This is a genomic window from Tractidigestivibacter montrealensis (assembly GCF_024741235.1).
In the GTDB taxonomy this organism is placed as follows: domain Bacteria; phylum Actinomycetota; class Coriobacteriia; order Coriobacteriales; family Atopobiaceae; genus Tractidigestivibacter; species Tractidigestivibacter montrealensis.
On sequence record NZ_JANSKA010000001.1, the window covers coordinates 228,584 to 254,602 of the forward strand.

Sequence of the window (26,019 nt, forward strand, 5' to 3'; positions counted from 1 at the left end):
TACGTGCAGGTGAGAAGGGCCATCGACGCAGACATTCCCGGAATCGACAACTGCCTCTCGCAGGTGCTCGAGGTGCACGCCAAGGGGCGTCCGGACCTCTTCCGTTCTGGCACGCGCAAGTACACCGACGACGAGCTGCGCCAAATCATCGCTGACGACAACCGGCCCGTCTTTGTCGCCGTGAACGAGGACGCCGCACCCGGCGAGATCTTGGGCTACGGCTTCTGCGTAGTGGAGGACCACACGCACTCAAACAACTTCCAGCCCATCCGCACGCTCTACATCGACGACATCTGCGTGGACGAGGCCGCGCGCGGTCACGGCGTGGCCACGGCAATCTACCAGCACATCATTGCCTTTGCGCGCGAGGGCGGCTTCCACAACGTGACCCTCAACGTGTGGGAGTGCAACCCCGGCGCGCGCAAGTTCTACGAGACGATGGGCATGAGCATCCAGAAGACCTGCATGGAGCAGGTGCTGTAGCGGCGTCTCGCGGCGAGCAGCACGCAGGCGTGCGGAGCGCCGCGCGGCGTTAGTGCACCACCGGGTCTGCCCAGGCAAAGTTCTCCATGCCGGCGCCCAGCTCAAAGTGCAGCTTCACAATGCCCAGGTCAACGCGGGCGCAGGGGCCTCCGTTGGTGCTCAGGCCCACCAGCGGCAGCCCGTCGGCGCTGGTCTTTCTCAGCATCTGCACCCAGAAGGTCTGCTGGTTCAAGGCCGTCGGGGCGAGCAGCGCATAGCGAACGCCCCGCGCAAACCACTCCGGCACGTTGCTGACTGGCCGCGATACCTGCGCAATCGTGCGCGAGCGGTGCGGCTCTCCCTGCGTGGCGCCGTGGCCCAGCGCCACAATGGCCACGAGCTTGTCCTTCTGGGCGAGCGTCTGGCGAACGGCCCGGCGCTTGGCGGTACCGGCAACCCAGCAACTGTTGAGGCCCAGCCGCTGTGCCTCAAGCACGACCTTCTCGGCAAAGTAGCCTGCACGCATGTCGAGGTTGTTGCTCTCATGGCCAGCCACGACCAGATAGTTGTTGGCATTGGTGAAGCCAGCGCGACGGGCGAGCGCGCTCGAGAACACCTCCGGGTCGTCGTAGGCCAGGCGCAGGTGAAGCGCGCCGTCGGCGTTCGCTGCGGCAACGGCCTCCTCCAGCGCCGCGCGCTCCTCCGCCGAGATGGGCTCCTCGGTGTAGCGCCTCACGGCATGCCGCGACTCAACGGCCTCGTCGATGCTCATGCGGTAGTCCATCTCGTCACCCTTTCCGTCGTAATATGTACGCCCCATGGTAGCGTTCCCGCGGGGTTCCGCTCTCGTCGACGTTCTTTTCACCGCCAGCGCCAACCCCTGTCGTAGCAACCGACGCGCCGGAATTACGCACGGTCGTGATTCAGGTTCGTGTGTTGCTGGGCTTTTCTCGACGATAGACTCAGCCGTGCGTAGTTCGGAGCTCTGGGGACGGCGAGAAGCTCGCGGCCTCCGAAACACGATTCGCCCCCATCCAAACCCAAATTTCAATTGTGTACAATTTATTTTTCTCGCCAGAGCGGCCAGCAAGAGAAAACGAACGCCCCTAGACTAGACACCGACAGAAAATTGCTACATCAGCGATAGGAGTTACCATGTCCGTCATCACTACTGTCCTTGCCGTGCTGGTTGCGGCGGAGTTCCTCTTCATCTTCTATCTGGAAACTCTCGCGACCACCTCGGAGCGCACGGCGCAGACGTTCAACATGACCGTCGACGAGCTTTCGCGCCCCTCGGTGAGCACGCTCTTCAAGAACCAGGGAGTCTACAACGGCGTCCTTGCGATTCTGTTGCTTGTGGCTGCGCTGTGCATCCCCAGCAAGGCGGCGGTGATTGCCCTTAGCACGTCGATGGTTGCCGTCGCCGCGTACGGAGCCGCCACCAGCGACCCCAAGATCATTCTCAAGCAAGGCCTTCTGCCTGCGATTCTCCTGGTGAGCTGCCTTATCTAGCGACGTCCGCGCTCGGGGCGCCAAGGCGCCCCAACAGCCAGAGTGCCAGTAGCACCACCGGGATGCAGCCGAGAAGCCCCAACGGCATTGGCCCAAGAATGCCGCCTGCACTGCGGCTAAACCACATGCCCAAGCCAGCCACGGCATTGAGAGATCCATGCGCGAGTGCGCAAGGCCAAACGCTTCCCGAGCGCTCGCGGAGAAAGCAGAGAAACATTCCAAACGCCATGCAAAAGATGGTCATGGCAACAATGCCAAGCACGGGAAACCCCAGGTAATCGGTGCCGTAGTTATACCCCATAGCAATGAGGGGCGCGTGCCAGAGGCCCCATGCAGCTCCAGTGAGAATCGCCGCGTGGCGGCGCGACATCTGCTCCCTCAGCGCGGGATAGAGAAACCCGCGCCAGCCTGCTTCCTCGCCAATGGCAAGCAGCATGTTGATGAATGGGGCGAAAATCACAGCATTGGCAACCTGGACGGCAAAGATTGCCGGAACCTGGTCGGCGCCTATGCCAAGCTGGGCGATGGCGGCAGCGGAGAAGCGCGATGCCTCCGGATCGAAGTCCCCGGAGAGGAAGACAAAGTACACCACGGAGCCGGCAAGCGTAAGGGCTGGTGGGATAGCCAACGCAAGCAGATACCAGCGCACCCCACCCTTGATACGAGGCCGCCAACCGGCGTCGACGGTGGTTTTTCTCGCCACACGGACGATAATTGTGGCAGCAAGTGGCCCGAACATAGAGACGGCAAGCAGCGGGCCCCATACAACGCTCGACTCGTCGATGGCCCATCCCGATTGGGCACCAGCGAGAATCCAGCTCACCCAGTCCAGCGCAAACGTAACCACAAGGAAGAGGATGACGGTCCCTCTCGCAGACTGAACGGGCTCATCGGAATCCACAGCAAACACCATCCCCCGCATCGAGCTGCCAGTAGCGCTTGACTCCACCACGCGAGCGTGGCGGGGCCCATACTCGACACATTACACCGTCCGTGGGGAGAGAAACGTCCCAAAACAGCCCCGGAGCACCAGTTACGACACGCCGGCAGGGGGCACCGCCGGGAACGCCAGCCGCAGCGCCCCACCGCCGGCACCGCCCCGCCCCCTACTCCCCCACGGTATAGAGCGCCCGGAAGTAGCCGTCTGGCACGGCCATGAGCTCGTCGAAGGTGCCCCGCTCGCACACGCGGCCGTCGCGCAGCACCAAGATGCCGTCGAAGAGCCGCAGCTGCCCGGCGTCCAGACGGTGCGTCACCATGATGCGCGTAGTCCCCTCAAGCGCCACCACCGAGCGGGTGACCTGGTCGGGCGCCTCCTGGTCCAGGGCCGACGTGGCCTCGTCGAGGAGCAGCACCCCCGACCCATGCAGCAGGCTCCGCGCGATGCACACACGCTGCCGCTCGCCGCCAGAGAGGTTGGACCCTCCCTCGCCGCACGGGTAGTCCATACCGTGCGCCGCCACCCCAGGCCAGACGACATCATGGTCTATGCCTTTCTCGGCAAGCAGCGGCTGGACCAGGTGCTCATGCCCCTCGCGCCCGCCTCGTCCAACTTCTTTCAAGTGCTGATTGACAACCTTGGCCAGGAGCAGCAAGACACCACGGAGATAACGAAGGCGGGCGAGGTTGACCCTGCCATGCTACAGGACATCTTCTCGCTCATGGTGGTTGCCTACGCCGAGCGCCGGGAGGAGCGGGAGCTGGTAATAGATGGCCTGGCCTCAGCGGCCATCGCGCTGGCAAGTCCCGCGATTCGCCGACCTCCCGGACGCCGACGCCCCGACGACCTTGTCGCCCTGCTGCTCACCGAAATAGCCGCGCATCCCGAGAGCGTCACGCTCCAGGGGTTGGCCGAGCGCTTCTCGTACAACCCCACCTACCTCTCTGGGCTGCTTCACGCGCAGTGCGTACGGACCTTCTCGCAGCTCGTTCGCGAACAGCGCATGCTTCGCGCCCACCAGCTGCTTACGGACACGGGGCTTCCCGTGGCAAAGGCCGCGGCAATGGTTGGGTATGAAGGAACCAGCAACTTCCATCGGCTGTTTCGCGAGCACTTTGGCGAGACTCCCGCACAGGTGCGCGCCGGACGTAGCGCACGCGCCGCGGCTATGATGGAGACCCGCGCCCACAATGACCACTCACAGGAGGTACACGATGACCGAGCATGATAGCAGCGCGGCAGCAGATGGCACACCACGGCTCAGCGACTACGCGCAGCGCGTGATTGGTGAGCTGGACCTAGCACCGCACCCCGAGGGCGGGTGGTATCGCCGCACGTGGCAGTCGGCGTTGGCGACAGACGCTAGTGGGAATCGCCCACTAGCATCGTGCATCTATTTTCTGCTGCCGGCGGGTGACGCCAGCGCGTGGCATGTTGTCGACGCAGACGAGCTGTGGCTCTGGCACGGGCCCGGTGCGGTGACGCTCGAGCTGGGCGGCAACGGCGAGCAGCCTGACGAGCGCGGCGCGCGGCGCGTGACGCTGCGCGTAGACAATCACGGCGCCTGTGGCGAGCTGATTGTCCCCGCGGGGGTCTGGCAGCGCACGCTTCCCGCCAGCGAAGATGCGCTGGTCTCCTGCGTGGTAAGCCCGGGCTTTACCTTCGACGGCTTCAAGCTGGCGTCTCAGGACTAGGCATGCACGTGGCCCACGACGACAACATACCCTGCCAGCAGTGCGAGGGCTGCGGCTTCAAAGCGGCAAACGGCACCTGCGTGAACAGGATTCGCCTGTTCGCGGGCCTGCCCGACAACGCGAAGCACGATCTTCTCGCCCGCTCGGTTCGTTCCACCCACCGGCGCGGGGACATCCTGGTGCACGAGGGCGACCCCATCGACTCAGTCCTTATCGTACGGTCTGGGCGAATCAAAACCTTCCGCATCGACCCCGACGGCGTGGAGTACGTACTCGACGTGCTGCACGATGGACAGGCAATCTGGCACGGAATGTTCCTCGAGGACAACGTCTACCACTACTCCGTAGGCTGCCTTACCCGCGTTGAGCTGTGCTCCATTCACCGTACGGACTTCGAGGCCATGCTCTCGGAGCACCCCGACGCCGCCATGGGACTCATCCGCATGGTGTGCACCGAGCTGGATGACGCGGAAGAAAAGGCCATGATGCTGGGCATTCGCGACCCGCGGCGACGCGTGGCGCAGTACCTGCTGCTTCGTGACGAGCGCTGCATGGGCACCGAAATCCACCTTGGGCTGGAAGACATTGCGGCCTCGGTGGGCTTGCGGCCCGAGACCGTCTCTCGTGCGATATCCTCGCTGAGCAAGGAGGGGCTGGTCGAGCGCGTGGGCCGCGGGCGGCTGCGCATCATCGACCGCGACGGCATGCGCGGGGTGTAGCGCACGGATAGCACTGTCATCTGACAGCCGTGACGCATAAAAACCGCCTATCGAACAGAATTTGGGATCAGCGTGCACAAAAATGCTCTAGCGAACCGGACCCTACGGCACCAGTAATCAATAATTGAACTACATATGTATGAAATCGCATAATTGCATAATATTTTGCATAGATATGCAAATATAGTTCAATGATTGATTTCATAGCCGAATTGCCAACGTTCGATAGAGCCATTTTGTGCAGCGGTCGCCCAAATTCTGTTCGATAAAACGTTTTTATGCGGCGCCGATAGCATTACCAGATCAATGTCCCTCGCATAAGGCTTCCAATCTAGGGTGTCGCATATGGTGTGCACCATTTATCACCGCCGCTCCCGCAGTATTGCTCTGAAATTTCCCATTACTTGATTTCAATCAAGGAAACATCTAGGTCCTCACCCTACATTTGAGCGCGCAGTGTGGGTTTGGACTAGCTCGGGGGCGGAGGCAAACCATGCAGGGACGTATTCACTCGACCGAGTCATTTGGCTCGGCGGACGGCCCGGGAGTGCGCTTTATTGTCTTCCTCCAGGGATGCCCCATGCGCTGCCGCTACTGCCACAATCCCGATACCTGGGCCCTCGACCGCGGCACCCTCATGGAGCCGGCCGAGCTGCTCGACCAGGCAGAACGTTATCGAAGCTACTGGGGGCGTGAAGGCGGCATCACCGTCTCGGGTGGTGAGGCACTGCTCCAGCCGGAGTTTGTGGCGGAGCTCTTCGAAGCCGCCCACGCCCGCGGCATCAACACGTGCCTGGACACCTCGCTCGCGCCCTTCACCCGCCAGCAGCCGTTCTACCAGGCATGGGAACGCATCATGGCCGCCTGTGACCTGGTTCTCGCAGACATCAAGCACATCGACCCCGTCGAGCACCGTGCCCTCACCGGCCACTCTAACGAGAACATCCTCGACGCCCTGCGCTGGCTCTCCAACGCAGGAGTACCCGTGTGGATCCGCCACGTGCTGGTCCCCGGCATCACCGACAACGACGAGTACCTCCGTCGCACCGCGGACTTCATCAAGACGCTCTCGAACGTCCGCCGCGTCGACGTGCTCCCCTACCACAGCCTGGGCGTCTACAAGTGGGACGAGCTCGGCATACCTTACACGCTGCGCGACACCCAGCCGCCCAGCAAGGAACGTGTGGAAAACGCGGAACGAATCCTCGGCGCGGCCGTGTCGGGGCTTCCGCAGGCATAGCAACTACAGGAGGAACGCATGGCACTACGTGAAGAATGGCAGGGCTTCTCGACAGGTCACTGGACGGACGACGTGAACGTTCGCGACTTCATCCAGCGCAACTACACCCAGTACGACGGCGACGAGTCGTTCCTCGCCGGCCCCACCGAGGCCACCGACAAGCTCTGGGGCAAGGTCCAGGAGCTCCAGAAGCAGGAGCGCGCCAACGGCGGCGTGCTTGACTGCGAGACCGAGGTTGTCTCGGGCCTCACCGCGTATGGCCCCGGCTACATTGACCCCGAGCTCAAGGATCTCGAGAAGGTCGTTGGCCTCCAGACCGACAAGCCCCTGAAGCGTGCCTTCATGCCCTACGGCGGCATCAAGATGGCGCAGCAGGCGGCCGAGAGCTACGGCTACAAGATCAACCCCAAGTATGACCAGATCTTCAACGAGTACCGCAAGACCCACAACCAGGCCGTCTTTGACGCCTACACACCCGAGATGCGCGCTGCCCGCCACAGCCACGTGATCACCGGCCTGCCCGACACCTACGGCCGCGGCCGCATCGTGGGCGACTACCGCCGCGTGGCGCTCTACGGCATCGACTTCCTCATCGCCAAGAAGCAGGAGGACCTCCTCAACTGCGGCGACGGTACCATGACCGACGACGTCATCCGCCTGCGCGAGGAGATCGCCGAGCAGATCCGCGCACTCAGGGGCATGAAGGAGATGGCCAAGCTCTACGGCTACGACATCTCGCAGCCCGCGCGCGACGCACACGAGGCCGTGCAGTGGCTCTACTTTGGCTACCTGGCCGCCATCAAGACCCAGAACGGCGCCGCCATGTCCGTGGGTCGCATCTCCACGTTCCTGGACATCTACATCCAGCGCGACCTCGAGGCAGGCAAGCTCGACGAGACGCAGGCGCAGGAGCTCATCGACCACCTGGTCCTCAAGTTCCGCATGGTCAAGTTCGCGCGCATTCCCAGCTACAACGAGCTGTTCTCCGGCGACCCCGTGTGGGCCACGCTCGAGATGGCCGGCCTTGGCCAGGACGGCCGCCACATGGTGACCAAGAACGACTTCCGCTTCCTGCACACGCTCGAGAACATGGGTCCCGCGCCCGAGCCCAACCTCACGGTGCTCTACTCCAAGCGCCTGCCCGAGGCGTTCCGCCGCTACGCGGCCAAGGTCTCCATCACCACCAGCTCGATCCAGTACGAGAACGACGACGTCATGCGCCCGGTGTGGGGCGACGACTACAGCATCTGCTGCTGCGTCTCGGCCACCCAGACCGGCAAGGAGATGCAGTTCTTTGGGGCCCGCGCGAACCTGGCCAAGTGCCTGAACTACGCCATCAACGGCGGCAAGGACCTCAAGTACACCGACAAGCAGGGCAACCACATGCAGGTTGGCCCCGAGCTTGCCCCCATCACGAGCGAGTACCTCGATTACGACGAGGTCATGCACAAGTTCGACATCATGATGGACTGGCTGGCCGGCCTGTACGTGAACATCCTCGACCTCATCCAGTACATGCACGACAAGTACTACTACGAGGCCGCCGAGATGGCCCTCATCGACACCGACGTGCGCCGCACCTTTGCCACCGGTATCGCGGGCTTTAGCCACGTGGTGGACTCGCTCTCGGCCATCAAGTATGCCCGCGTGCGCACCGTGCGCGACGAGGACGGTCTGGTTGTGGACTACGTGCCCGAGGGCGACTTCCCCCGCTACGGCAACGACGACGACCGCGCGGACGACATCGCCGTGTGGCTGCTCAAGACCTTCATGACCAAGATCAAGAAGCACCACACCTACCGCAACTCCGAGGCCACGACGTCCATCCTTACCATCACGTCCAACGTGGTGTACGGCAAGGCCACCGGCGCCCTGCCCGACGGCCGTGCGGCGTTCACGCCCTTCTCGCCCGGCGCCAACCCCAGCTACGGCGCTGAGAAGAACGGCCTTCTCGCCAGCCTCAACTCCGTGGCGAAGCTGCCCTACGAGTATGCGCTCGACGGCATCTCCAACACGCAGACCATCAACCCCGGCGCGCTTGGCACCGACGAGCAGCAGCGCGTTGGCAACCTGGTGAACGTGCTTGACGGCTACTTCTCCAACGGCGCGCACCACCTGAACGTCAACGTCTTTGGCGTCGAGAAGCTCAAGGACGCGATGGAGCACCCCGAGAAGCCCGAGTATGCCAACTTCACGATCCGCGTCTCCGGCTATGCGGTGAAGTTCATCGACCTCACGCGCGAGCAGCAGCTCGACGTGATTGCGCGCACCTGCCACGAGCACATGTAGGCACGTGCGAGAGATGCGCACCCACGGGGGATGGCCGCCATGCGGTCGCCCCCGTTTTTTGTCGCCCCGATGCTGCTCGTCGCCCCGGTGCTGCTGAGAACTATTTCGACATTTTGGGCCGCGCGGGAGGTAAATTCCGTCGAATTTGTTCTCGGCTGCACCGGGTTGACATAGCGGCATGGATAGCGGATCAGCCCTGGTTGGTTCAGCAGCGAAGCCCGTCTAAGGGATGCCAGCCAGCGCTAGTAGCTCCTAGCTTGACTGATTTAGCTCTAAGGGACGCTATGGTTCCGCAAACCTCAAAGCAATCGTCGAGAAGACAGCAACACCTACCACAACTAACGTCAACAACACGAATGCCATCTGTCCGCCCATTATCATCCCAGCTGTATTATCCCCCGCAGAGATTTGGGCAGCCCCCACAGCCGCCGCAACCGAGCTCACGCCTATTGAGCCACCCAACTGCTGAAGTGCGTTGCATACCGAAGTTCCATCAGCCCGCAGGCCATCGTTGAGAGAAGATAGACCATAAGTCATCGAAGGACTAGCCAAGAAACCTTGACCCATTCCTGAAAGCAGATACCACACTGCCAATCCCCAGGCGCCATTCAGTGGGCGGGTGCATAGCAGAATTGCACCTATTAGCATCAATGTAGCACCCGCTGCAATTGGAAAACGCGGTCCGATTCTATCGAGAAGTCGACCAGCAACCGGAGAGAGCAGCATGGTCGCCACGCAGCCTGGAATCATCACAAGACCAGAAACTTTTGCGCCCGCACCAATGGCCATTTGCGCGTAATTGGGAATGAGCCACGCATATCCGAGACATACCATGGATGTACTTGCGATAGCAGCCACCGAGGCCATGAATCTCGTTGAGGAAAATACTTCAGGCGATACCAAAGGATTCTAAGCACATCTCACATGCTTCACAAATTGAACGAGAAGAGCTGTACCTACCAAGAGGAGAACAACGACGAGAGCTGTAATACCACCGTTTGAGAGACGGTTCACGCCCACAACAATCAAGAGAAATCCAAGTGCGACAAATAAGAATCCAGCCACGTCGAACGGACGCCTATCCAGTTCTGTTGTCTGTCTTATGCAGGCTAATCCTGCTAAGAAAGCTGCAGCGAGGAGGGGAATCGAAAATGCAAACATTGCGCGCCAACCAAATTCTTCTAGTACGACCCCACCGTATGCAGGCCCAATAGCCGGCGCCAATGAAATGATGAGCGAGGCAACACCCATCATCATGCCCAGATGATCAAGGGGCACCTGATCAACAACCATGTTGAACATGAGGGGCATTGCAACGCCGGTCCCCAGCCCCTGAATTATTCTGCCGGTCAGGAGCTGGGGAAATGAGACAGAAGTGCAGCACAGAATCGTTCCCGCTACGAAGGCAAGAGTTGAAGCAGTAAAAAGGCACCGCAGGGGATAGCGTGACTTAAGAACTGGGAATACGGGTATCGTCACAGATAACACCAGCAAATACGCGGATGTAATCCACTGAATAGTTGCAGTATCCACTCCCAATTCTGACATCATGACTGGGATGGCAACGTTTGTTGAAGTCTCGAAAACGATTGCGCAGAAGGCTAGGCTGCCCGAAGCGATAATTGAGATGGCCAATTTCGCGTCAAGTACTCGAGGCGAGGAACTTCCTTTCTGCGTAATACCATCTTTCACGTCAATCGGTAGCCTTCCTAGAAACGCCCGGCAACGAACTTGAAAGCGCCCGGTTCCGCTTTGTCAGGGGAATACTCCTCGAGAACCTTGCCGTATCGTGCTCGGTAGTCATTGTCAACGTTAGCTTGGGGGAAGACCAGACATCCCTCTTCATAGAACTCGCGCGATCCTCGGCCGAGTTTACGACCGCGACGTGTATGCTTGTCGAGCGCAATGTCAGGGACCTCAGGCACCTGCCCCATCGCAGCCGTTTTAATAATGATGTTCTTCAGGAAATCGCTCGAGCGATCCTTTTCACTCCGACAGAGAATCCGAATCGCATGAACGAAGAACATCGGTTGATCTGGATCATCGTAGGGATAATTCTTGCGCATCTCGTTGAGGGTATGCACATATACTGCTGCATCGAGGTTTCCGAATCCAATATCTTCCACGGAAATCGACTCAAGACGACTCCAGACCTTTTCAAGCAGAGCTGGGCTTGTCGTATACAATTCGTACGCAAACCTTGCGGCATCTTCCTCGCGAGCCCGTCGGATACACTTTTGCAGAGCGGAAACCGCTTCGTCCACCTCTATGCCGTGGTTTGTGTGCGCATGTTCCCATATCGAATAGTTTTCTTCCATCGTAACCTCCAACTAAAAGGGGTACCTTGCAGGGCTATGCCTGCAAGGTACCAGCGGTCAGAAATGCTAGTGGAGCTCTGGCCAGTAGCCCTCATTTGCAACGATAAGCTCATCGAGAATCTTCTTCGCAACATTTGCGGAGGGAACGGTCTTTGAGAGGCTCATCGCCTGGAGCATCTTGAGATAGCTATGCTGTTCGTATGCATCAACAACCAGCTTCTCTACACAAACCTGCTCATACATAAGCCCCTTCTGGAAAGTCGGAATGGTACCGATAGAAAGTGGCTCGTAACCGTCCTTGCCGACAATGCAGGGAATTTCGACCATTGCCTTGGGATCAAAATTCTCAATTGCTCCGTTGTTCGGAACAATCAGCAGCATTCTTTCATGCGTATTGAAAGCGAGTGCCGTTGCCAGGTCAACAATGAACTCTGCATGAATACCAATCCTCAAAGAAGTGCCTTCTGCGGTGCCGGCCTCTGCGATACGTGCACATTCCCCAAATACGCGCTTTTCTCGGCCATCCATAACCATATTAGCTCGAGTGTATTGAGGGTCAGAATGGGCAACCATGTCGTCCGGGAAGAGGTAGTACTGGAGATACGAGTTTGGTGCCATCGATGGATCAAGGGAAACAATATCCTTGACCTTCAATGCGGTGTCATACCAAGTATGGTCGGTATAGTCATCCATGCTCTCTCCGGGCATGGTGTTTCCATACTTAAGTTCATGCTCTACGAGCTTGGGAAGCAGTTCGTTGCCGTCGGGGTCTTTCACCGACGTATACCAGCCAAAGTGGTTTAGCCCAAAATACCGGTAGTCAAGTTGCTTACGAGACTTGAAACCAAGAATCCGCGCAAAGGAATCTTCAAGCCCAATGGGCATGTCGCAAATGTTGATTACGCGGGAATGAGGTCGAAGCCTCCTACACGCCTCGGCAACAATTGCCGCAGGATTGGAATAATTGAGCATCCAACAATTTGGAGAATACTTCTCCATGTAGTCAATGTTCTCAATCACGCCCGGGATAGAACGCAGTCCGTATGCCAGACCGCCAGGTCCACATGTCTCCTGACCAACAACTCCATATTTCAGGGGGATTTTCTCATCCAGCTCACGCATGGGAAGCTGACCAACACGAATATGAGCTAGGCAGAAATCAACATCTGTATAGGCAATCTTCGGATCGGTAGTTGCAACAAACTCAATCGAGGGATCGCGTTCCTCAATGAGTATTTTCACTGCCGATGCAAGCTTTCCCTGACGCTCTCCGTCATTGTCATACAGCTTGATACAACGCAGCGGAAGCCTGTCGAGATTAGCAAGGAGCATCAGAATGATTTCTGGCGTATAGGTGCTCCCACCTCCCGCGATGACGACCGAAATACTATTCTTCCCTGCGTTTTCCATCTGCTACCTCCTTGGTAGTCGAACCGTTGACCTAGGCCTCGTGAGCCTCGGTCTCCTGCTGCTTCTCGCGAGCAAGCGTCTCACGTTCCATTGCCTTAAAGAACGGGTAGTAAAAGACGGCCATGACACCGAGAAGCACGAACACCAACACAACTGCCTTCCAGTCATATGTCATAAGAAAAGCTCCGACTCCGGGAGGCATAAATCCTGGCGGTACTGCGACGGGCATTCCAACGAGACCGCTCTTAAAGGCGAACCAAGCAATGATGGTCGGAACGAGAGGCCCAAGAACAAAGGGAACGAACATAAATGGGTTGAGCATGATAGGAAGGCCAAAGATTACGGGCTCGTTGATTCCAAAGAGGGAGGGGACAATTGCAGCTCTACCGACTGCCTTATAGGTCTCACACTTCGAAAGCATCATGAATACCACGAGGGCCAAAGTAAGACCCGAGCCCGTCACCTGAAGGATGTTGTAATAGAAGCCATAGGTGAACACATGCGTGGCGGCTTCTCCCGCAGCATATGCCGCCACGTTCTCCGTTGCGTAGGCAATGGCAAATGGCGCCCACACCGCTTGGGTAATAGAAGGACCATGAAGCCCAAAGAACCATAGGAGCTGCGTGAGGAAAATCACAATAAGGAGTGCTGGAAGCGTATCCATCGAAGTGATGGCAGGAGCAAGAAGTGTCTGGAGCAAGGCAGGGAAGACCTGTCCTGCAGCAGATTGGGACACGACAGTGATGAGCGAGGCAATTCCGCATGTCGCCGCTACAGGAATCAGCGCACTAAAGCTGTTAGCGACCATCTCGGGTACGCTATCTGGAAGCTTGATAACCCATCCCCTAGTGATGAATAGCTGCGTGATATCGACCGTAATGAGCCCCGAAATGATGCTCACGAACAGCCCCTGAGATCCAAAGTATGCAGTGGCAACGGCACCGTCCACCCCATCAACGGAGAATCCCGTGAGAATCAGTTGGACAACTACTGCATTGATTCCAATGATTGGCCCATCGATTTCGTCTCGCTTTGCGAGTGATCGAGCAATCAGATATGCAGCGTAGAGGCCGATATAGTCATTAGTGAACCCGGCAATCTTCAAAAAGAAGGGGTTGATTCTTCCAAGGAAGTCATAGACTGGCCCAGAGCCAATAAGGTTCATCAGAGCCATTGGAATAAGGCACATCGATCCCACGATGATAAATGCGGTGGCACCAATCATGCCATCCTTGACAGCTTGAAGATGCTTCCGTTTCTCCACCCAAGTTGCAACGGGCATAAGTGCCTTCATGAGTTTGTCTTGTGCATTGGCCATAATGTTTCCTAACATGATTAATGCGATGGAATAAATGGCAGTTGCTTGGTTACTCGCCTTTGAGCAAGCTCTCAACTTGCTTGAAGATCGCTTGGCAATTGCCGAGAGCATAGTCGGTGGGCGCAATCACACCGACCGGTTTCTTGGAACCTGCTACACCAGCTATTTCATCAAACCGATAAGAAATCTGTGGGCCAAGCAGAACAACATCAAACGCGTCGATGACATCGCGGAAACTCCCAACACCAGTTGCCTGAACCTCAAAGTCATCTATGTCGTTTGTCCTTGCGTAATCTCGCATCTTTTTCATGATGATGCTCGTGGACATCCCACCCGCGCAAACTAGCAGTACTTTCATGTATCCCTCCATTCGCAACTATCTAGAACCCTTAACTGCAGGACTAAATTCAGACACACACCTCCCCTCGATCAGCTTTCTTTTCGTAGAGGAGAATGAGTTCCTCGATTAACTCCTGGGCAAGCATTGACGTCATGAGATGGTCTTGAGCATGCACGAGGAGCACATCTATGCCGACGTGTTCTCCAGATGCCTCACGGGTAAGCAGATGTGTCTGACACTCATGCGCAGATAAAGCAGCCTGCTTTGAATCTTCCAGGAGCTCATGAGCTTCGCCGTAGTTTCCATTCCGGGCCTTCGCAAGCGCTTGAAAGGCAAGGCTGCGCGCTTGGCCTGACGATGCGATAATCCCCAGTGATATTTCCTGCATCTCATCATCTGCTTGCATATCATTCTCAGTACTCATTGTTCAGTCACCTTCCCGAGTTCTTCGAGCAGGCATTCAAAGCTCTGCTCTTCAATAAGCCTTTCAATTGCTTGGTTATTAGTAAACAGGTCTGCGAGCAGCGAAAAGGCTTCGTCAGAGACTTGACCTCCGCTTTGATAAGAGACAAGAAATATCGCACGTACGTCATGCCCCCACTCATCCCAGCAAATGGGGTCATCTAAAAGGGCAACCGCCACGAAGGTCCTACTCCCCACAGGCTCCATTGGATGGGGCATGGCCACGTAGTTTCCAAAACAAGTTGGTGCCGCGTCCTCACGAAGTCTTACTGACGATAGAAGTTGAGGTCCAGCGACACCGGCATCAACCATTGCTGAGCCCATCATGTCAAGAAGCGAGTTCTTATCCTTTACTTTCACGTGGGGAAAGAACAGCTCACGGGAAAACAGGGCTTCCGCATTGAATCCTGGAGTTCCTTCTAGAATGCGCCGTATGCCATCTCCGGCATCCTTATCGAAAAAGTAGTTAATCTGGCAAACCGGAACCGGAAGATTGGGCAATGGAACCGTAGAGAAAACGTAATCAACGTCGGCAAGATCTTTTGCCGCCACACTTGCCGCGTCGCATGTATCGCACTGCTCAAGCAACTCGCCGAACTCCGTATTAAAACGCTGGCGAAGCAACCGTGCGCTCCCCATGCCAGAAGCGCAGACGACCAGCACACGCATCTTGCGCGCTGGGGTCCTCCGACGCTCCAATGCAAGTGCAAAGGACAAAGCAAGAAAGCCAGTCTCGTCCCCATTGGGTATGGCACCGTAACGATGCTCAAGCACTTTCCCCGCTTCAAGCGCCATTGACCACGCAAGTGGATAGCGCAGCTTGGTCTCCTCGAGCAACGGGTTCCTCGCAGGCATGCAATATCGAAGCCTTACCGAAAGCGGCACAATATGGCGAGCGAGATTCATTCGCAACTCAAGATCGCTGCGAAGGTCTATCCGCATAGAAAGCCGAACGGCCTCGAGTATTTCACCAACCACATCCCAGACACTACCGCTTATTACCGTACCATCCGCATCAACCTCTTGAGCAAGAGCATCAATAGAATGCTTCCCCGCAAGGTGAATGGTAATAAACGCAACCTCCGAGTTTGGAAGGGCCATTCCGAAGTCGTTCCCGATAGCCTTTGCGAGCTGTTGTGCAGTGATGCTTTCAGGCAAAGCCATCAAGCGCTCTAACTGCTCGGAATCCATAGGAACATAGCAACCCTGCTCTATTCGCTCGATAGCAACCACGAGGTGCACTACGAGATTCTGGAATGCCATAGAACTAATCGAGAAGTTGTTCTCCCCAAGTACCCGCTCAACAGTCTTGCCAATTAGTTTGGCTTGCTTAGATAGCTCCTCAGCATTCTCAGCACAACCCACAAGAGAAGAAGAAATAACCGAAGCAAGGCATGTCCGCCTATTGATTTCCGGGCCCTCAACTCGAATTCCATACCGTGGGCGCTTTACAAGCAAGAGACCAAAGTTGGATAGTTCAGCTTCAACTTCACGCAAATCTACCGAAACGCTTTGAGAAGAGACGAAGAGACGCTCTGCAAGATCTGGAATTCGTACCCAGGCATTGGTTAGCAGAAGGTAATTGAGGATGCGGGGAACGCGATTAAACGAGCCAGACTGCTCTTTTTCAATTCTTGTTCCTCGGTCAAGCCAAGCTTGAAATCCATCTTCATCAAGGACCTCGAGCTCGTATGCATTAACTTTCCTTGCGAATCTAATTTGGGCAACCCCCTCAAGTACTTGATTCGCCGCATGGACGTGCGAGCGCACGGTGCGAGCACTCACTCCGAAACGCTGGGCAAGCGCTTCGAGGGAGTCACCCCCGTCATCAAGCAACGCATGTATGAGCTCGATTGTTCGCATCTCTCCTCCTTGGTAATGCATAGTAAAAAGGCAGCATGAGCCATTCCATCACTTCGCCTGCCACTTTCGTGGCAGGCGAAGTGATGGAGCTGGATGCATATATCTATGTGCAACAAGGCCGCAGCTTATTTGAAACGAGTTATAACTTTCGAAACAAATGCTGGTCCAGCATTGTCGGGAGTTACAGGCTTTCCTCGTATTAATTCAACCGGTGCTTTAACCGGGTGCTGCTGAGAACTATTTCGACATTTTGGGTCCCCGTGGGAGGTAAATTCCGTCGAATTTGTTCTCGGTAGCACCCTTTGGTCGTCAGTCGACTGCAGCGCCTAGAACAGCAGCTTGTTAACCCGGCGATCGTAGCTGAGAAGGCCGTTGGTCTCCTCCTCCACGTCCGAGAGCTGCGTGTACACGTACCCGGAAAGACCCCTGGCCTCGAGCGCGCATGCCTCGTCGAGAAGCGCCCGCACCGCACGGCGCCATTCCTCCAGGCTCTTGAAGCCCGCATAGCCATACGGCTCCGAGAATGAGCTGTGGTCATCGACGTGCCAGGTGAGCCCGCCAAACTCCGAGATCACGAACGCCCGAGAAGAGCCCCGCGGCAGGTGCACGCGCAGCTTGCGGAAGTAGTTATGCTCGCTCACAAAGTCGCCGCAGCCCTGGTCGAACCACCCGCTGATAGCGTCGATGGGCCGCGTGGGGTCGATCGCGCGCACGCGGCGCACAGCGTCGCGCGCACAGAACTGCCCCCAACCCTCGTTGAAGAGGACCCACGCCACGATGCAGGGATGGTTTCGCAGGTAGCGAACCGTACCCTCGCAGTCGCGCGTCCACTCCTCCTGATAGGCAGGGTCTGCCGAGGAGAGCCGTGCCTGGTGGGACGGGGTGTCGTCTCGGAAGCGTCCACAGGCAAGGCGGGACAGGTTGGGCTTCTGGTTGACCTGCCACATGTCGTAGGGAGCCGTGCCGCCGCTCACCATGTCCTGCCAGACAAGCATGCCCATGCGGTCGCAGAGCCAGTACCAGCGGTCCTGCTCAACCTTGATGTGCTTGCGCAGCATGTTGAAGCCGAGGTCCCTTGCAGTCTTGATGTCTGCCTCAAGCGCGTCTGCCGAGGGCGCCGTGAGAAGGCCGTCTGACCAGTAGCCCTGGTCGAGAAGACCGCGCAGGAAGAGCGGCTGGTGGTTGAGGCAGAAGCGCGGCACACCCGCGGCGTCCGGCTCTACGGAAACAGTGCGAAAGGCGCAGTAGCTCGTCACCACGTCTGTGCCGTACTCGATGCGCAGACCGTAGAGATAGGGGTCATCCGGGCACCACAGGTGCGGCGTGTCAACGGGGACACGAACGGCCAGGCTGTTCTCGCCAGCCACCGCCGAGCCGCTGGCGACGAGCGTCCCGTCTGCCGAGAGGAGCGACACGCGCAGCTCCTCGCCCGGCCGCACCACCCGGGCACACACCGTGACATCGCCAGCATGCGGGCTGGCGTCGACGAGCAGCTCCTCGACGCGGTTCTCGGGCACACGCTCCCACCACACGTCCTGCCAGATGCCGCTCTGCGCGGTGTACCAGATGGTCCCGCACTGGAGGAGCTGCTTTCCACGCGGGTGCGGCTCGGTGTCGCTGGGATCGCGGACGCACAGGAGAAGCTCGTTTTTCTCGCCCGGTGCCAGATGGTCTGTCACGTCGAACGAGAAGGGCAGGTAGCCGCCGCTGTGCGTGCCCGCGAGACGCCCATTCACGTAGCAGGCGCATGCGTAGTCCACGGCGTCGAAGTGGAGGAGCAGTCGTTCGCCGGCAACGAGCGCGGGCGCTTCGAACGAGCGCCGATACCACAGCAGCTCGTCCGGCTTGAGCTGGCGTCCCACACCCGAGAGCAAAGCCTCTGGCGAGAAGGGCACGCGAATGCGCTGGGAGAACGTCGCTGGTACGGCGGCTGTGCGCTCCGGCGCGTCGCCTCCGGGGCTGGCGACAAACGCACACTCCCACCAGCCGTTGAGACTCCCCCAAGCGCTGCGGGCAAACTGGGGATGAGGATGCGTGGCTGGAGAGCTTGCGCGGTTGACGTCGCTGGGACCGCCGAGGCCGGCGCCCTTCTCGTCCCGCGCGAGAAGCTCCTCTCCCCACGGCGTCCAAAGGGGCAAAGGGTCTTCTCGCTCGTGAGTACGAAGCCTGCCCGCCAGCATGCGTCGGATGTCCATGACCCCTCCGTCCCAGGTTGGGCGCGCGCCCGTGTGCCTGCGCAGAGTTTACCAGCACCGCCGTTCGCGTCGCGGGCGTCACGGCAATCGGCCGATACACATTCGTCGCCCGAATGTGTAGCATCCTGCGCGCGATACAGGTTCGTACCCGAATGTGTATCGGCCGGAACCCCCGCGCGATACAGGTTCGTACCCGAATGTGTAGCGCGCGCAGGTCGATACAGCTTCGCATCACGAATGTGTACCCGTGCAGAGACGCAATCAGCTCCGGGCAGGCGCCCCCAGCTCCTCGGCCAAGTACCGCCCGGTCACCGAGGCCGCGCACCCAGCAACCTCCTCCGGCGCCCCGGCGCACACGATGCGGCCGCCCTCCTCGCCGCCGCCCAGACCCACGTCAATCACGTAGTCGGCGTTGGCAATCATGTCCAGGTCGTGCTCAATCACCACCACGGTTGCGCCGTGCTCCACCAGCCCCTGCAGCACGCCGAGAAGCACCTCAACGTCGAGCGGGTGCAGGCCAATCGTAGGCTCGTCGAAGACGAAGAGCGTGCCCTCCTGGCTGCGGCCGATCTCGCTCGAGAGCTTGAGGCGCTGAGCCTCTCCGCCAGAGAGCGCCGGCGTGGCCTCGCCCAGCGTGAGGTAGCCCAGGCCAATGTCCGAGAGCGTCTGCAGCTTGGCCGCCACACGGCGCAGCCGGCCAAGCCGCCCCAGCGCCTCGTCCACGGTCATCTCCATGAGCTGCGGCAGGCTCAAGTAGTCGCCCTTCTCGCCACCTGCGCCACGCGTGGTGTGCCGGCGGACCTCCCATGCCGTCTGCGCATAACGCGAGCCGTGGCAGTCTGGGCAGTCAATCTCGACATCGGGAAGAAACTGCACGTCAAGCGATATAGTTCCCGTTCCGTCGCAGGTGGGGCACCGGAGCGACCCCGTGTTGTACGAGAAGTCCCCCGCATGCAGGCCGCGGGCCTTGGCGTCGGTGGTCTGGGCGAAGGCGCGACGCAGGTCGTCCATCACGCCCGAGTACGTGGCCACCGTCGAGCGCACGTTCGCGCCGATGGGCGTGGAGTCGATGAGGCACACGCGCCGAATGCCGGGCGCGTCGCAGGTGCGCACATGCGCGGGCAGCGCCTCCCCCGCAATGCCCGCCTGGAGCGCGGGCACCAGGCTCTCGAGCACCAGCGTCGTCTTGCCCGATCCCGAGACGCCTGTCACGGCCACCATGCGACCCTGCGGCATGTCAACGGAGAGCGGTCGCACGGTGTGGATCTGGCCCGTCTCCAGATGAATGCGCCCCAGGTCAAACATGGCGCTGCTCTCGGCGCGCCGCCGAGTGCGAATCACGCGCTCGCCCGAGAGGAAGGGCGCTATGCGAGAAGCCCCGTCCCTCTCGACCTCCTCAACGCTCCCCTGGCAGATGATGGTGCCGCCCTTCTCGCCAGAGCCCGGACCCACCTCAATGAGGTGGTCCGCGTGGCGCAGCACCCGCACGTCGTGGTCGACCACCACGACGGAGTTGCCGTCGGCGAGAAGGTCGTCCACCACGCCGAGAAGCCCCTCCACGTTCGACGGGTGAAGGCCAATCGACGGCTCGTCGAGCACGTAGAGCACGCCCGTCGTGCGATTGCGCACGGCACGGGCAAGCTGCACGCGCTGTCGCTCGCCGTTGGAGAGCGTTGAGCTGGCGCGGTCCAGCGCCAGGTAGCCCAGGCCCAGCTGCCTCAGGCGGGCGATGGGCTCGGCCATGGTCGCCACGATCTGCTCGGCCATGGGTGCGACCTCGGCCGGCAGCGTCGCCGCCACACCAGGCAGCCACGCGGCAAGCTCATCCAGCGTCAGCGCCGTGGCCTCAGCCAGGTTGATACCGCGTACCTGCGGGTCTCTCGCCGCGGCCGAGAGTCGCGTGCCGTGGCAGTCCGGGCACGGTCCCTCACGCAGGAACTTGGCGACGCGCTTCATGCCCTTCTCGTCCTTCACGCGGGCAAGCGCGTTCTCGACGGAGTAGACGGCGCTGTAGTAGGTGAAGTCCATCTCGCCGGCGGTATTGGTCTTCTCGTTGTGATAGAGAAGGTGGTGCTTCTCGGCGGGACCGTGCAGGACGAACTCGCGCTCCTGCGGCGTGAGGTCGCGAAAGGGGATGTTTGTGCGAACGCCTGAGTCACGTGCGATGTCTGCCATGAGGCTCCACATGAGACTTCCCCAGGGCTTGACCGCACCCTCGTCGATGCTGAGGCTCTCGTCCGGCACGAGCGTGGACTCATCGACCACGCGAGAAACGCCGGTCCCGCCGCAGGTGGGACAGGCACCAGTCGAGTTGAAGGCCAGCTCCTCTGCACCGCGGCCATAGAACTTCTCGCCGCACACGGGGCAGACGATGGGCTGCTCAAGGGCAACGTTCATGGTTGGCGGGCAACGGTGGCCGTTTGGGCAGGTGTACGAGCCCACGCGCGAGAAGAGCAGGCGTAGGCCGTTCAACAGCTCGGTCGAGGTGCCAAAGGTCGAGCGGACGCCCGGCACCCCCGGGCGCTGGCGCAGCGCAAGGGCGGCAGGCACGTGCTCGACAAGGTCCACGTCGGCGCGGTTAGACTGCGTGAGGCGCCGGCGGGTGTAGGTCGAGAGCGCCTCGAGATAGCGGCGGCTGCCCTCGGCGTAGAGCACCCCCAGCGCCAGGCTCGACTTGCCGGAGCCCGAAACGCCCGCGATTCCCACCAGCTCGCCAAGCGGCACGGATACGTCGACGTTCTTGAGGTTGTGCACGCGCGCGCCGCGGACCTCGATGGCGCGTGGCGCGGAGTTGCTGCGAGACATGCGGACCTCCTCGGATTGCCCTAGTGAATCGTATGGTACGGCAGGGATGGGCCTGCAGTAAGAGGGCCACGGCGAAGCCTACGACCCCGCACCGTTTCTCGGACACATTGCGAATAGAGTGCCCGTTATTACCCCAAGCAGAGCGAATGCGAGCACGCATGGCCAGAACCGAACAGCCCACGGCACCTACCCTTGCAGCAACCGTTCGCGGACCGGTCCGCCGTGCGCACAAGGCGGCGCTGGGCTATGTGGGTGGCGGTACGCTCAACACGTTGAACGCAGGGATATTCGATCTGCTCGCAATGGGCGTTGCGGCAGCCGTGACCTACGCCACCTGGCGCGACGGCAATGCCCAGAGCCGCAGGTAGCGGCCTCCGCAACCGACGGACCCCTTCTCGCCCGTCAAACTACGCACGATCGCAATTCAGCTTTGTGTGGTGCTGGGCTTTTGTCGCAGTCTCCCTCAGCCGTGCGTAATTCGCGCGCCGAGAAGTGCCGGGAAAACGAGAACCCCTGTACCCACGAACCCAAAAAGCGGCGCCGGAGCCCCTACGGACCCCGACGCCGCCACGGCACACATCCCACTTGCCCCTATGCGAAGAATCGCCTCACCAGGTCGCGGGAGTACTCGGCCGTCTCCTCCATGTCGCCAAAGGCCATGACCTCGCCGGCGTAGAAGGTGTTGTTCTCGCCCTGCATGGCCTCGACCTTGTCGTACCAGCCATCCGCGTAGTCCGCAGAGCTCACGTGCGGGAAGTAGTACCAGTCGTCGATGCGCTCTGTCTTGGTCACCGGCAGGCCAGACTTTGCCATGTCGGCAAGCGTGGTGTCGCGTGCTTCGTCAAACGGCACGTCCTCCATGCCCTCGTGGTTGCGCAGCGTGAAGGTGACCAGCGGCTGCGGGCCGGCGTCCGGCCAGCGGTGGTAGAAGACCATGAGGTGGCCGCGGGTCTCGGGCGTCATGTTGTCAAAGTAGTAGTACGAGATCTCCGGCGCCTTGTCCTCGTCCGTGCGCACGGCCATCGTGAAGTACTCCTTGTGCACGATCTTGGAGAAGAGCTCATGCTCGGCCTGATTGGCGTCGCCGTACTCCAGGAAGAGCTCAAGCGGCGTGCAGATGACCAGCTTGTCAAAGGCCTGCTCCTCGCCGCCGTTCACGGTGACGTAGACCTTCTCGGGCGTGCGACGGATGGACGTGATGGTGCTGTTGAGCTCGGCCGGGTGCTTGAGGTGGTCGTTCACGCCCTGCCAGATGGACTGGGTGCCGTTCTTCCAGGTCCAGAGCTTGCCGGTGGAGAGGAACTGCCTCACGGTAAAGGCGTCGAGGTACTTGAGGACGTAAGCTGCGGGAATCTCGTCAAAGTAGCCGTAGCCAAACGAGGTGAAGGGGCCCTTCCAGACCAGCTCGGCGTCCTCGCAGCCGTTCTTCTTGAGGAACTCCGAGAACGGCATCGAGAGATCCTTGAGGTTGGGGTTCTCGCCCTCGATGTGCGCGAGCTTGAGCTCCGGCGAGGGGCACGGACCCTCGTAGCGACCCTGCGCAACGCCACGGTGGCCGTTGACGTCGTAGCCCTTGTACTTCTTGTCGAGCAGGCGCGACAGCTTGTTCATCTTCATGACCTTCTTGAGAAGGTCGATCTTCTTTGACTTTAGTGGCGTGCCGTCGGTGTTCATGAACTTGCGGCCCATCTTGGGGCCATCCTCGTGCGTGGTGCCGCCAAATTCCTCGCACTCGTGGACGGCGAAGTAGGTGTCGCAGCCCATGACCGCGCCCATCTCGATGGTGCGATCCTCCCACTCGCCGTTGGCGTTCTTGACCTTCATGAGCGGCGAGAATGCCTTGCCGCCTACGTGGTCCGCGCGCTCGAAGATGCGGTAGTTGTTGTAACCGTTCTTCTCGAGGTACATGGCCAGCGAAAGTCCCGCGGGGCCACCGCCGACGATGCAGATGCTGGAGTTCTTGTCCACCGTACCCACCTTCCAAAGAAAATTGCTCGAAAGCAAACAAATTCACGTAAGGTTGATGATAATCCGTCAGCTCGGTTGTGCGGATGACTATTGGGCAAGCGGGAAGGAAGGCTGCTGAGGGACTCAGGGGCGGGGCAGCTGTTCTTCGTCTGCATCGAATCGGCCTATCTGCCATACCCAACAGACGTCATCTTTGCAACCAGCGTGCCTAGCTCGTCGGTCACCACAGCCGTATAGAACCCCAGCGTGTGGCCCGCGCGATCGACGTCTGCAGTGGCAATCAGGCGGTGCCCCTTTGCGACACTGAGAAACTCGATGCTGCACGAAACCGAGAACGTAGGGACGCGCCCCAGGTTAGAGGCAACGGCAATCGCAAAGTCCGCCAGCGTGAAGATGGCGCCACCCATGGGGACGCCCTTCTCGTTGATGTGCTTGGGCGTGAGATCGAGCGAGCAAACCGCATGACCCGCGCGGGCCTCGTCCACCCTGCAGCCGCAGGCCTCGGTCGCAAAGCGGTCGTGCGAGAACTTCTCGCGTATCTGGTCGAGCGTGTCGTCTGCCATGCAAGGTTCTCCCAACGCCTACATCTTTGCGAGCAGGGCCTCGACCTCGGGACGTGTAGCCAGGTTGTCCGAGAATGCGCTGGCAGATCCCGTGCAGACGCCCATCTTGAATGCCGTCTCGTAGTCTCCGTTGCTCTCGATCCAACCCGTGAGGAAACCGGCAACCATCGAGTCACCCGCGCCCACGGTGTTGACCATGGTCCCCTTGGGCGCCTCGCTCATGACAACGTCACCCTTCTCGGGGACCAGGACAGCGCCCTCGCCACCCATGGAGACCAGCACGTTCCTGGCACCGCGCTCCTGCAGCATGCGCGCGTAGGGCTCGACCTCGTCGCGGTGTGCGATGGTGGCGCCAACGATGTCGCCCAGCTCGTGGTTGTTGGGCTTCACCAGGAAGGGGTGGTACGGGAGGACGTTCACGAGAAGGTCGCGCTCGGCGTCCACCACGATGTCTATGCCACGGCCGTCGAGGCGGCTCATGATGCGCTCATAGATGTCGGAGGGCAGCATCGAGGGCACGTTTCCGGCAATGACGAGCAGGTCACCGGCCTCGAGGGCGTCAAGCTTTGCGTAGAGCGCGTCGATGTCCTCGGGCGTGATCTTGGGGCCAAGGCCGTTGATGGCCGTCTCCTCCTTGGCCTTCGCCTTCACGTTGATGCGGCTCATGCCCTCCTTGACCTGGATAAAGTCGCAGGTGGCACCATAGGCGCTCATGCGCACCTCGATCTCCTTGCCCGTGAAGCCGGCGACAAAGCCCAGCGCCGTGGACGCGTGCCCAAGGTTGGAGAGCACAATGGAGACGTTGATCCCCTTGCCACCAGGCAGGACCTGCTCGTAGTTCACGCGGTTGATCTCGCCCAGGCGAAGGTCGTCAAGGCGAACGATGTAGTCGAGCGACGGGTTGAACGTTACGGTGTAAATCATGAGCTGCTCCCTACCTCCACGACGTTGTCTGCATCCTGAAAGCTCCCGTCTGGCGGGAGCCGGTCGGTGAGTATGGTCGCGTCCTCGAAGGACGCAAAGGTGACGAGAGATACCTGGTCAAACTTGCTCTGGTCGGCCAGCACGTAGCGACGCATGGTATGCCCCATGCTGACCTCCTTGACCTTTGCCTCGCTGTACTCCGGTGTTGTGAAGCCGGCCTCGCGCGAGATGCCGTTGGTGCCCCAAAAGCCCAACGTAAAGTGGAGGTTCTCGAGCGAGGCTATGGTTGCCTCCCCTACCAGCGCCTCCGTAAGGGGCTTCACCATCCCGCCAGGTAGGTAGGTCTTGCATCCCTTGGCGAGAAGAAGCTGCGCATGGGGAATCGAGTTGGTGAAGTACGTGGCCTCCGTCTGGGTGATGGCCTCCGCAAGCTGCATGGTCGAGGTGCCCGCGTCGATGTAGACAAAGTCGTCTGGGCCTACGAGTGCGGCGGCACGGGCGCCAATGGCTCGCTTGGCAACGGTGTTGACGTCGCGCTTCTGGGCAACGGAGGCGTCGTGAAGGACGAGACGCGCGCGGGAGACCACCGCCGTGGCACCACCACGCACGCGGCTGAGCTGGTGCTGCTTGTCGAGAATTTCTAGGTCACGGCGGACAGTCGACTCGGAGGCACCGAGCATGGACATGAGCTCTGACGTGGTGACAGAACCGTGCTCGCGCACGAGCCGAATGATGATGTCCTGTCGCTCACGCGCAAGCATGCGCGCCACCCCCACGGCTCGCCTAGACCCAAAGCAATATCAGAGCAGGTAGAACACTCTGCCGACATGGTAATGCAGTACAGACGCGAGACCCGCACGCTCCCCCAATGAATCGCCGTACGGGCCCCGCGCTTAGGTTGATTGTCTCGCAGTTTCAATCAATTTCAATCAAAATCAGTCAAGTTCGGTCAAATATCCGCAAGGTCGCTCCGGTACCACGTCGCACCGTAAAGTGC

At 59.9% G+C, this 26,019-nt stretch carries 23 protein-coding genes and 1 pseudogene; 8 read left to right on the forward strand and 16 right to left on the reverse strand.

All coding sequences use genetic code 11. The features are described from left to right. Positions 1-3 precede the first annotated feature (3 nt). Positions 4-483, forward strand: coding sequence for a GNAT family N-acetyltransferase (locus NVS32_RS00930; RefSeq protein ID WP_118310848.1), 480 nt, complete (start codon positions 4-6; stop codon positions 481-483). Between the two features lie 49 nt (positions 484-532). On the opposite strand, the gene NVS32_RS00935 is transcribed toward NVS32_RS00930, so the two are convergent. Continuing rightward, entirely contained in the window at positions 533-1,282 is a 750-nt protein-coding gene (locus NVS32_RS00935; protein ID WP_118310849.1) for a nitroreductase family protein, read from the reverse strand. 335 nt (positions 1,283-1,617) lie between these two features. On the opposite strand from NVS32_RS00935, the gene NVS32_RS00940 reads away from it, so the two are divergent. After that, entirely contained in the window at positions 1,618-1,974 is a 357-nt protein-coding gene (locus tag NVS32_RS00940; RefSeq protein WP_258498367.1) for a DUF1304 domain-containing protein, read from the forward strand. On the opposite strand, the gene NVS32_RS00945 is transcribed toward NVS32_RS00940, so the two are convergent. Then, entirely contained in the window at positions 1,967-2,875 is a 909-nt protein-coding gene (locus tag NVS32_RS00945; RefSeq protein ID WP_258498368.1) for a CPBP family intramembrane glutamic endopeptidase, read from the reverse strand. The two genes, NVS32_RS00940 and NVS32_RS00945, sit on opposite strands and share 8 nt — an antisense overlap. A gap of 205 nt (positions 2,876-3,080) precedes the next feature. Continuing rightward, positions 3,081-3,422 (reverse strand): ATP-binding cassette domain-containing protein, encoded by a 342-nt coding sequence (locus NVS32_RS00950; RefSeq protein ID WP_258498369.1) that lies wholly within the window; start codon positions 3,420-3,422, stop codon positions 3,081-3,083. 3 nt (positions 3,423-3,425) lie between these two features. Between NVS32_RS00950 and NVS32_RS00955 the strand changes: the two genes are divergently transcribed. The 5 genes from NVS32_RS00955 (at position 3,426) to pflB (ending at position 8,856) form a co-directional block, all read left to right on the forward strand. After that, complete coding sequence (locus NVS32_RS00955) at positions 3,426-4,142, forward strand: helix-turn-helix transcriptional regulator (RefSeq protein ID WP_258498370.1); 717 nt, start codon at positions 3,426-3,428, stop codon at positions 4,140-4,142. Continuing rightward, positions 4,129-4,608: a cupin domain-containing protein gene (locus NVS32_RS00960; RefSeq protein WP_118310854.1), complete on the forward strand. Its 480-nt coding sequence runs from the start codon at positions 4,129-4,131 to the stop codon at positions 4,606-4,608. The genes NVS32_RS00955 and NVS32_RS00960 overlap by 14 nt, the downstream gene beginning before the upstream one ends. An 8-nt stretch (positions 4,609-4,616) precedes the next feature. Then, a complete protein-coding gene (locus NVS32_RS00965) occupies positions 4,617-5,327 on the forward strand; it encodes a Crp/Fnr family transcriptional regulator (protein WP_258498371.1) in 711 nt (236 codons plus the stop codon). A 493-nt stretch (positions 5,328-5,820) separates the two neighbouring features. Further along, a complete protein-coding gene (pflA, locus tag NVS32_RS00970) occupies positions 5,821-6,567 on the forward strand; it encodes a pyruvate formate-lyase-activating protein (protein WP_258498372.1) in 747 nt (248 codons plus the stop codon). Positions 6,568-6,585: 18 nt separating this feature from the next. Beyond that, on the forward strand, positions 6,586-8,856 hold the full coding sequence (gene pflB, locus NVS32_RS00975) for a formate C-acetyltransferase (RefSeq protein WP_258498373.1): 2,271 nt from the start codon (positions 6,586-6,588) through the stop codon (positions 8,854-8,856). A gap of 282 nt (positions 8,857-9,138) precedes the next feature. Here pflB and NVS32_RS10970 read toward each other — a convergent pair. The 9 genes and pseudogenes from NVS32_RS10970 to NVS32_RS01025 all read right to left on the reverse strand — a co-directional run bounded on the left by NVS32_RS10970 (position 9,139) and on the right by NVS32_RS01025 (position 21,567). After that, a pseudogene (locus tag NVS32_RS10970) lies at positions 9,139-10,548 on the reverse strand (DHA2 family efflux MFS transporter permease subunit). Between the two features lie 17 nt (positions 10,549-10,565). Next, entirely contained in the window at positions 10,566-11,174 is a 609-nt protein-coding gene (locus NVS32_RS00990) for a hypothetical protein (RefSeq protein WP_118078505.1), read from the reverse strand. A 66-nt stretch (positions 11,175-11,240) separates the two neighbouring features. Then, positions 11,241-12,584, reverse strand: coding sequence for a 6-phospho-alpha-glucosidase (locus tag NVS32_RS00995; RefSeq protein ID WP_118078506.1), 1,344 nt, complete (start codon positions 12,582-12,584; stop codon positions 11,241-11,243). A 31-nt stretch (positions 12,585-12,615) separates the two neighbouring features. After that, entirely contained in the window at positions 12,616-13,866 is a 1,251-nt protein-coding gene (locus NVS32_RS01000; protein ID WP_258498376.1) for a PTS sugar transporter subunit IIC, read from the reverse strand. 85 nt (positions 13,867-13,951) lie between these two features. Beyond that, positions 13,952-14,260, reverse strand: a complete 309-nt coding sequence (locus NVS32_RS01005) for a PTS sugar transporter subunit IIB (RefSeq protein WP_118078507.1) — start codon at positions 14,258-14,260, stop codon at positions 13,952-13,954. A 49-nt stretch (positions 14,261-14,309) separates the two neighbouring features. Further along, positions 14,310-14,666: a PTS lactose/cellobiose transporter subunit IIA gene (locus tag NVS32_RS01010; RefSeq protein WP_118078508.1), complete on the reverse strand. Its 357-nt coding sequence runs from the start codon at positions 14,664-14,666 to the stop codon at positions 14,310-14,312. Continuing rightward, positions 14,663-16,567 (reverse strand): BglG family transcription antiterminator, encoded by a 1,905-nt coding sequence (locus NVS32_RS01015; RefSeq protein ID WP_258498377.1) that lies wholly within the window; start codon positions 16,565-16,567, stop codon positions 14,663-14,665. Before NVS32_RS01015 ends, NVS32_RS01010 begins: the two co-directional genes overlap by 4 nt. Before the next feature lie 326 nt (positions 16,568-16,893). Then, on the reverse strand, positions 16,894-18,762 hold the full coding sequence (locus NVS32_RS01020; RefSeq protein ID WP_258498378.1) for a glycoside hydrolase family 2 protein: 1,869 nt from the start codon (positions 18,760-18,762) through the stop codon (positions 16,894-16,896). Positions 18,763-19,023: 261 nt separating this feature from the next. Beyond that, positions 19,024-21,567: an excinuclease ABC subunit UvrA gene (locus NVS32_RS01025; RefSeq protein WP_258498379.1), complete on the reverse strand. Its 2,544-nt coding sequence runs from the start codon at positions 21,565-21,567 to the stop codon at positions 19,024-19,026. 158 nt (positions 21,568-21,725) lie between these two features. On the opposite strand from NVS32_RS01025, the gene NVS32_RS01030 reads away from it, so the two are divergent. Beyond that, the gene (locus NVS32_RS01030) at positions 21,726-21,935 is read left to right on the forward strand and encodes a hypothetical protein (protein ID WP_118088748.1); all 210 of its coding nucleotides are present in this window, start codon (positions 21,726-21,728) and stop codon (positions 21,933-21,935) included. A gap of 223 nt (positions 21,936-22,158) precedes the next feature. On the opposite strand, the gene NVS32_RS01035 is transcribed toward NVS32_RS01030, so the two are convergent. The 4 genes from NVS32_RS01035 to NVS32_RS01050 form a co-directional block, all read right to left on the reverse strand. Continuing rightward, positions 22,159-23,535 carry an FAD-dependent oxidoreductase gene (locus NVS32_RS01035; protein WP_118343478.1) on the reverse strand — a complete coding sequence of 459 codons (1,377 nt, stop codon included), beginning with the start codon at positions 23,533-23,535 and terminating at the stop codon, positions 22,159-22,161. Between the two features lie 164 nt (positions 23,536-23,699). After that, positions 23,700-24,098: a PaaI family thioesterase gene (locus tag NVS32_RS01040; RefSeq protein WP_118078514.1), complete on the reverse strand. Its 399-nt coding sequence runs from the start codon at positions 24,096-24,098 to the stop codon at positions 23,700-23,702. A gap of 18 nt (positions 24,099-24,116) precedes the next feature. Beyond that, the gene (gene pfkB / locus NVS32_RS01045; RefSeq protein WP_118078515.1) at positions 24,117-25,022 is read right to left on the reverse strand and encodes a 1-phosphofructokinase; all 906 of its coding nucleotides are present in this window, start codon (positions 25,020-25,022) and stop codon (positions 24,117-24,119) included. Then, positions 25,019-25,783, reverse strand: coding sequence for a DeoR/GlpR family DNA-binding transcription regulator (locus NVS32_RS01050; protein WP_118078516.1), 765 nt, complete (start codon positions 25,781-25,783; stop codon positions 25,019-25,021). Before NVS32_RS01050 ends, pfkB begins: the two co-directional genes overlap by 4 nt. Positions 25,784-26,019 lie beyond the last annotated feature (236 nt).

What these genes read in the sequence shown, in the direction of transcription:
- NVS32_RS00990 (WP_118078505.1), bottom strand. Translation starts at nt 11,174, where the DNA reads ATGGAAGAAAACTATTCGATATGGGAACATGCGCACACAAACCACGGC.
- pflA (WP_258498372.1), top strand. Translation starts at nt 5,821, where the DNA reads ATGCAGGGACGTATTCACTCGACCGAGTCATTTGGCTCGGCGGACGGC.
- NVS32_RS00940 (WP_258498367.1), top strand. Translation starts at nt 1,618, where the DNA reads ATGTCCGTCATCACTACTGTCCTTGCCGTGCTGGTTGCGGCGGAGTTC.
- NVS32_RS01005 (WP_118078507.1), bottom strand. Translation starts at nt 14,260, where the DNA reads ATGAAAGTACTGCTAGTTTGCGCGGGTGGGATGTCCACGAGCATCATC.
- NVS32_RS00935 (WP_118310849.1), bottom strand. Translation starts at nt 1,282, where the DNA reads ATGGGGCGTACATATTACGACGGAAAGGGTGACGAGATGGACTACCGC.
- NVS32_RS00995 (WP_118078506.1), bottom strand. Translation starts at nt 12,584, where the DNA reads ATGGAAAACGCAGGGAAGAATAGTATTTCGGTCGTCATCGCGGGAGGT.
- NVS32_RS00950 (WP_258498369.1), bottom strand. Translation starts at nt 3,422, where the DNA reads ATGGACTACCCGTGCGGCGAGGGAGGGTCCAACCTCTCTGGCGGCGAG.
- NVS32_RS01025 (WP_258498379.1), bottom strand. Translation starts at nt 21,567, where the DNA reads ATGTCTCGCAGCAACTCCGCGCCACGCGCCATCGAGGTCCGCGGCGCG.
- NVS32_RS01020 (WP_258498378.1), bottom strand. Translation starts at nt 18,762, where the DNA reads ATGGACATCCGACGCATGCTGGCGGGCAGGCTTCGTACTCACGAGCGA.
- NVS32_RS01000 (WP_258498376.1), bottom strand. Translation starts at nt 13,866, where the DNA reads ATGCCCGTTGCAACTTGGGTGGAGAAACGGAAGCATCTTCAAGCTGTC.
- NVS32_RS01030 (WP_118088748.1), top strand. Translation starts at nt 21,726, where the DNA reads ATGGCCAGAACCGAACAGCCCACGGCACCTACCCTTGCAGCAACCGTT.
- NVS32_RS00960 (WP_118310854.1), top strand. Translation starts at nt 4,129, where the DNA reads ATGACCGAGCATGATAGCAGCGCGGCAGCAGATGGCACACCACGGCTC.
- NVS32_RS01010 (WP_118078508.1), bottom strand. Translation starts at nt 14,666, where the DNA reads ATGAGTACTGAGAATGATATGCAAGCAGATGATGAGATGCAGGAAATA.
- pflB (WP_258498373.1), top strand. Translation starts at nt 6,586, where the DNA reads ATGGCACTACGTGAAGAATGGCAGGGCTTCTCGACAGGTCACTGGACG.
- NVS32_RS01040 (WP_118078514.1), bottom strand. Translation starts at nt 24,098, where the DNA reads ATGGCAGACGACACGCTCGACCAGATACGCGAGAAGTTCTCGCACGAC.
- NVS32_RS01050 (WP_118078516.1), bottom strand. Translation starts at nt 25,783, where the DNA reads ATGCTTGCGCGTGAGCGACAGGACATCATCATTCGGCTCGTGCGCGAG.
- pfkB (WP_118078515.1), bottom strand. Translation starts at nt 25,022, where the DNA reads ATGATTTACACCGTAACGTTCAACCCGTCGCTCGACTACATCGTTCGC.
- NVS32_RS01015 (WP_258498377.1), bottom strand. Translation starts at nt 16,567, where the DNA reads ATGCGAACAATCGAGCTCATACATGCGTTGCTTGATGACGGGGGTGAC.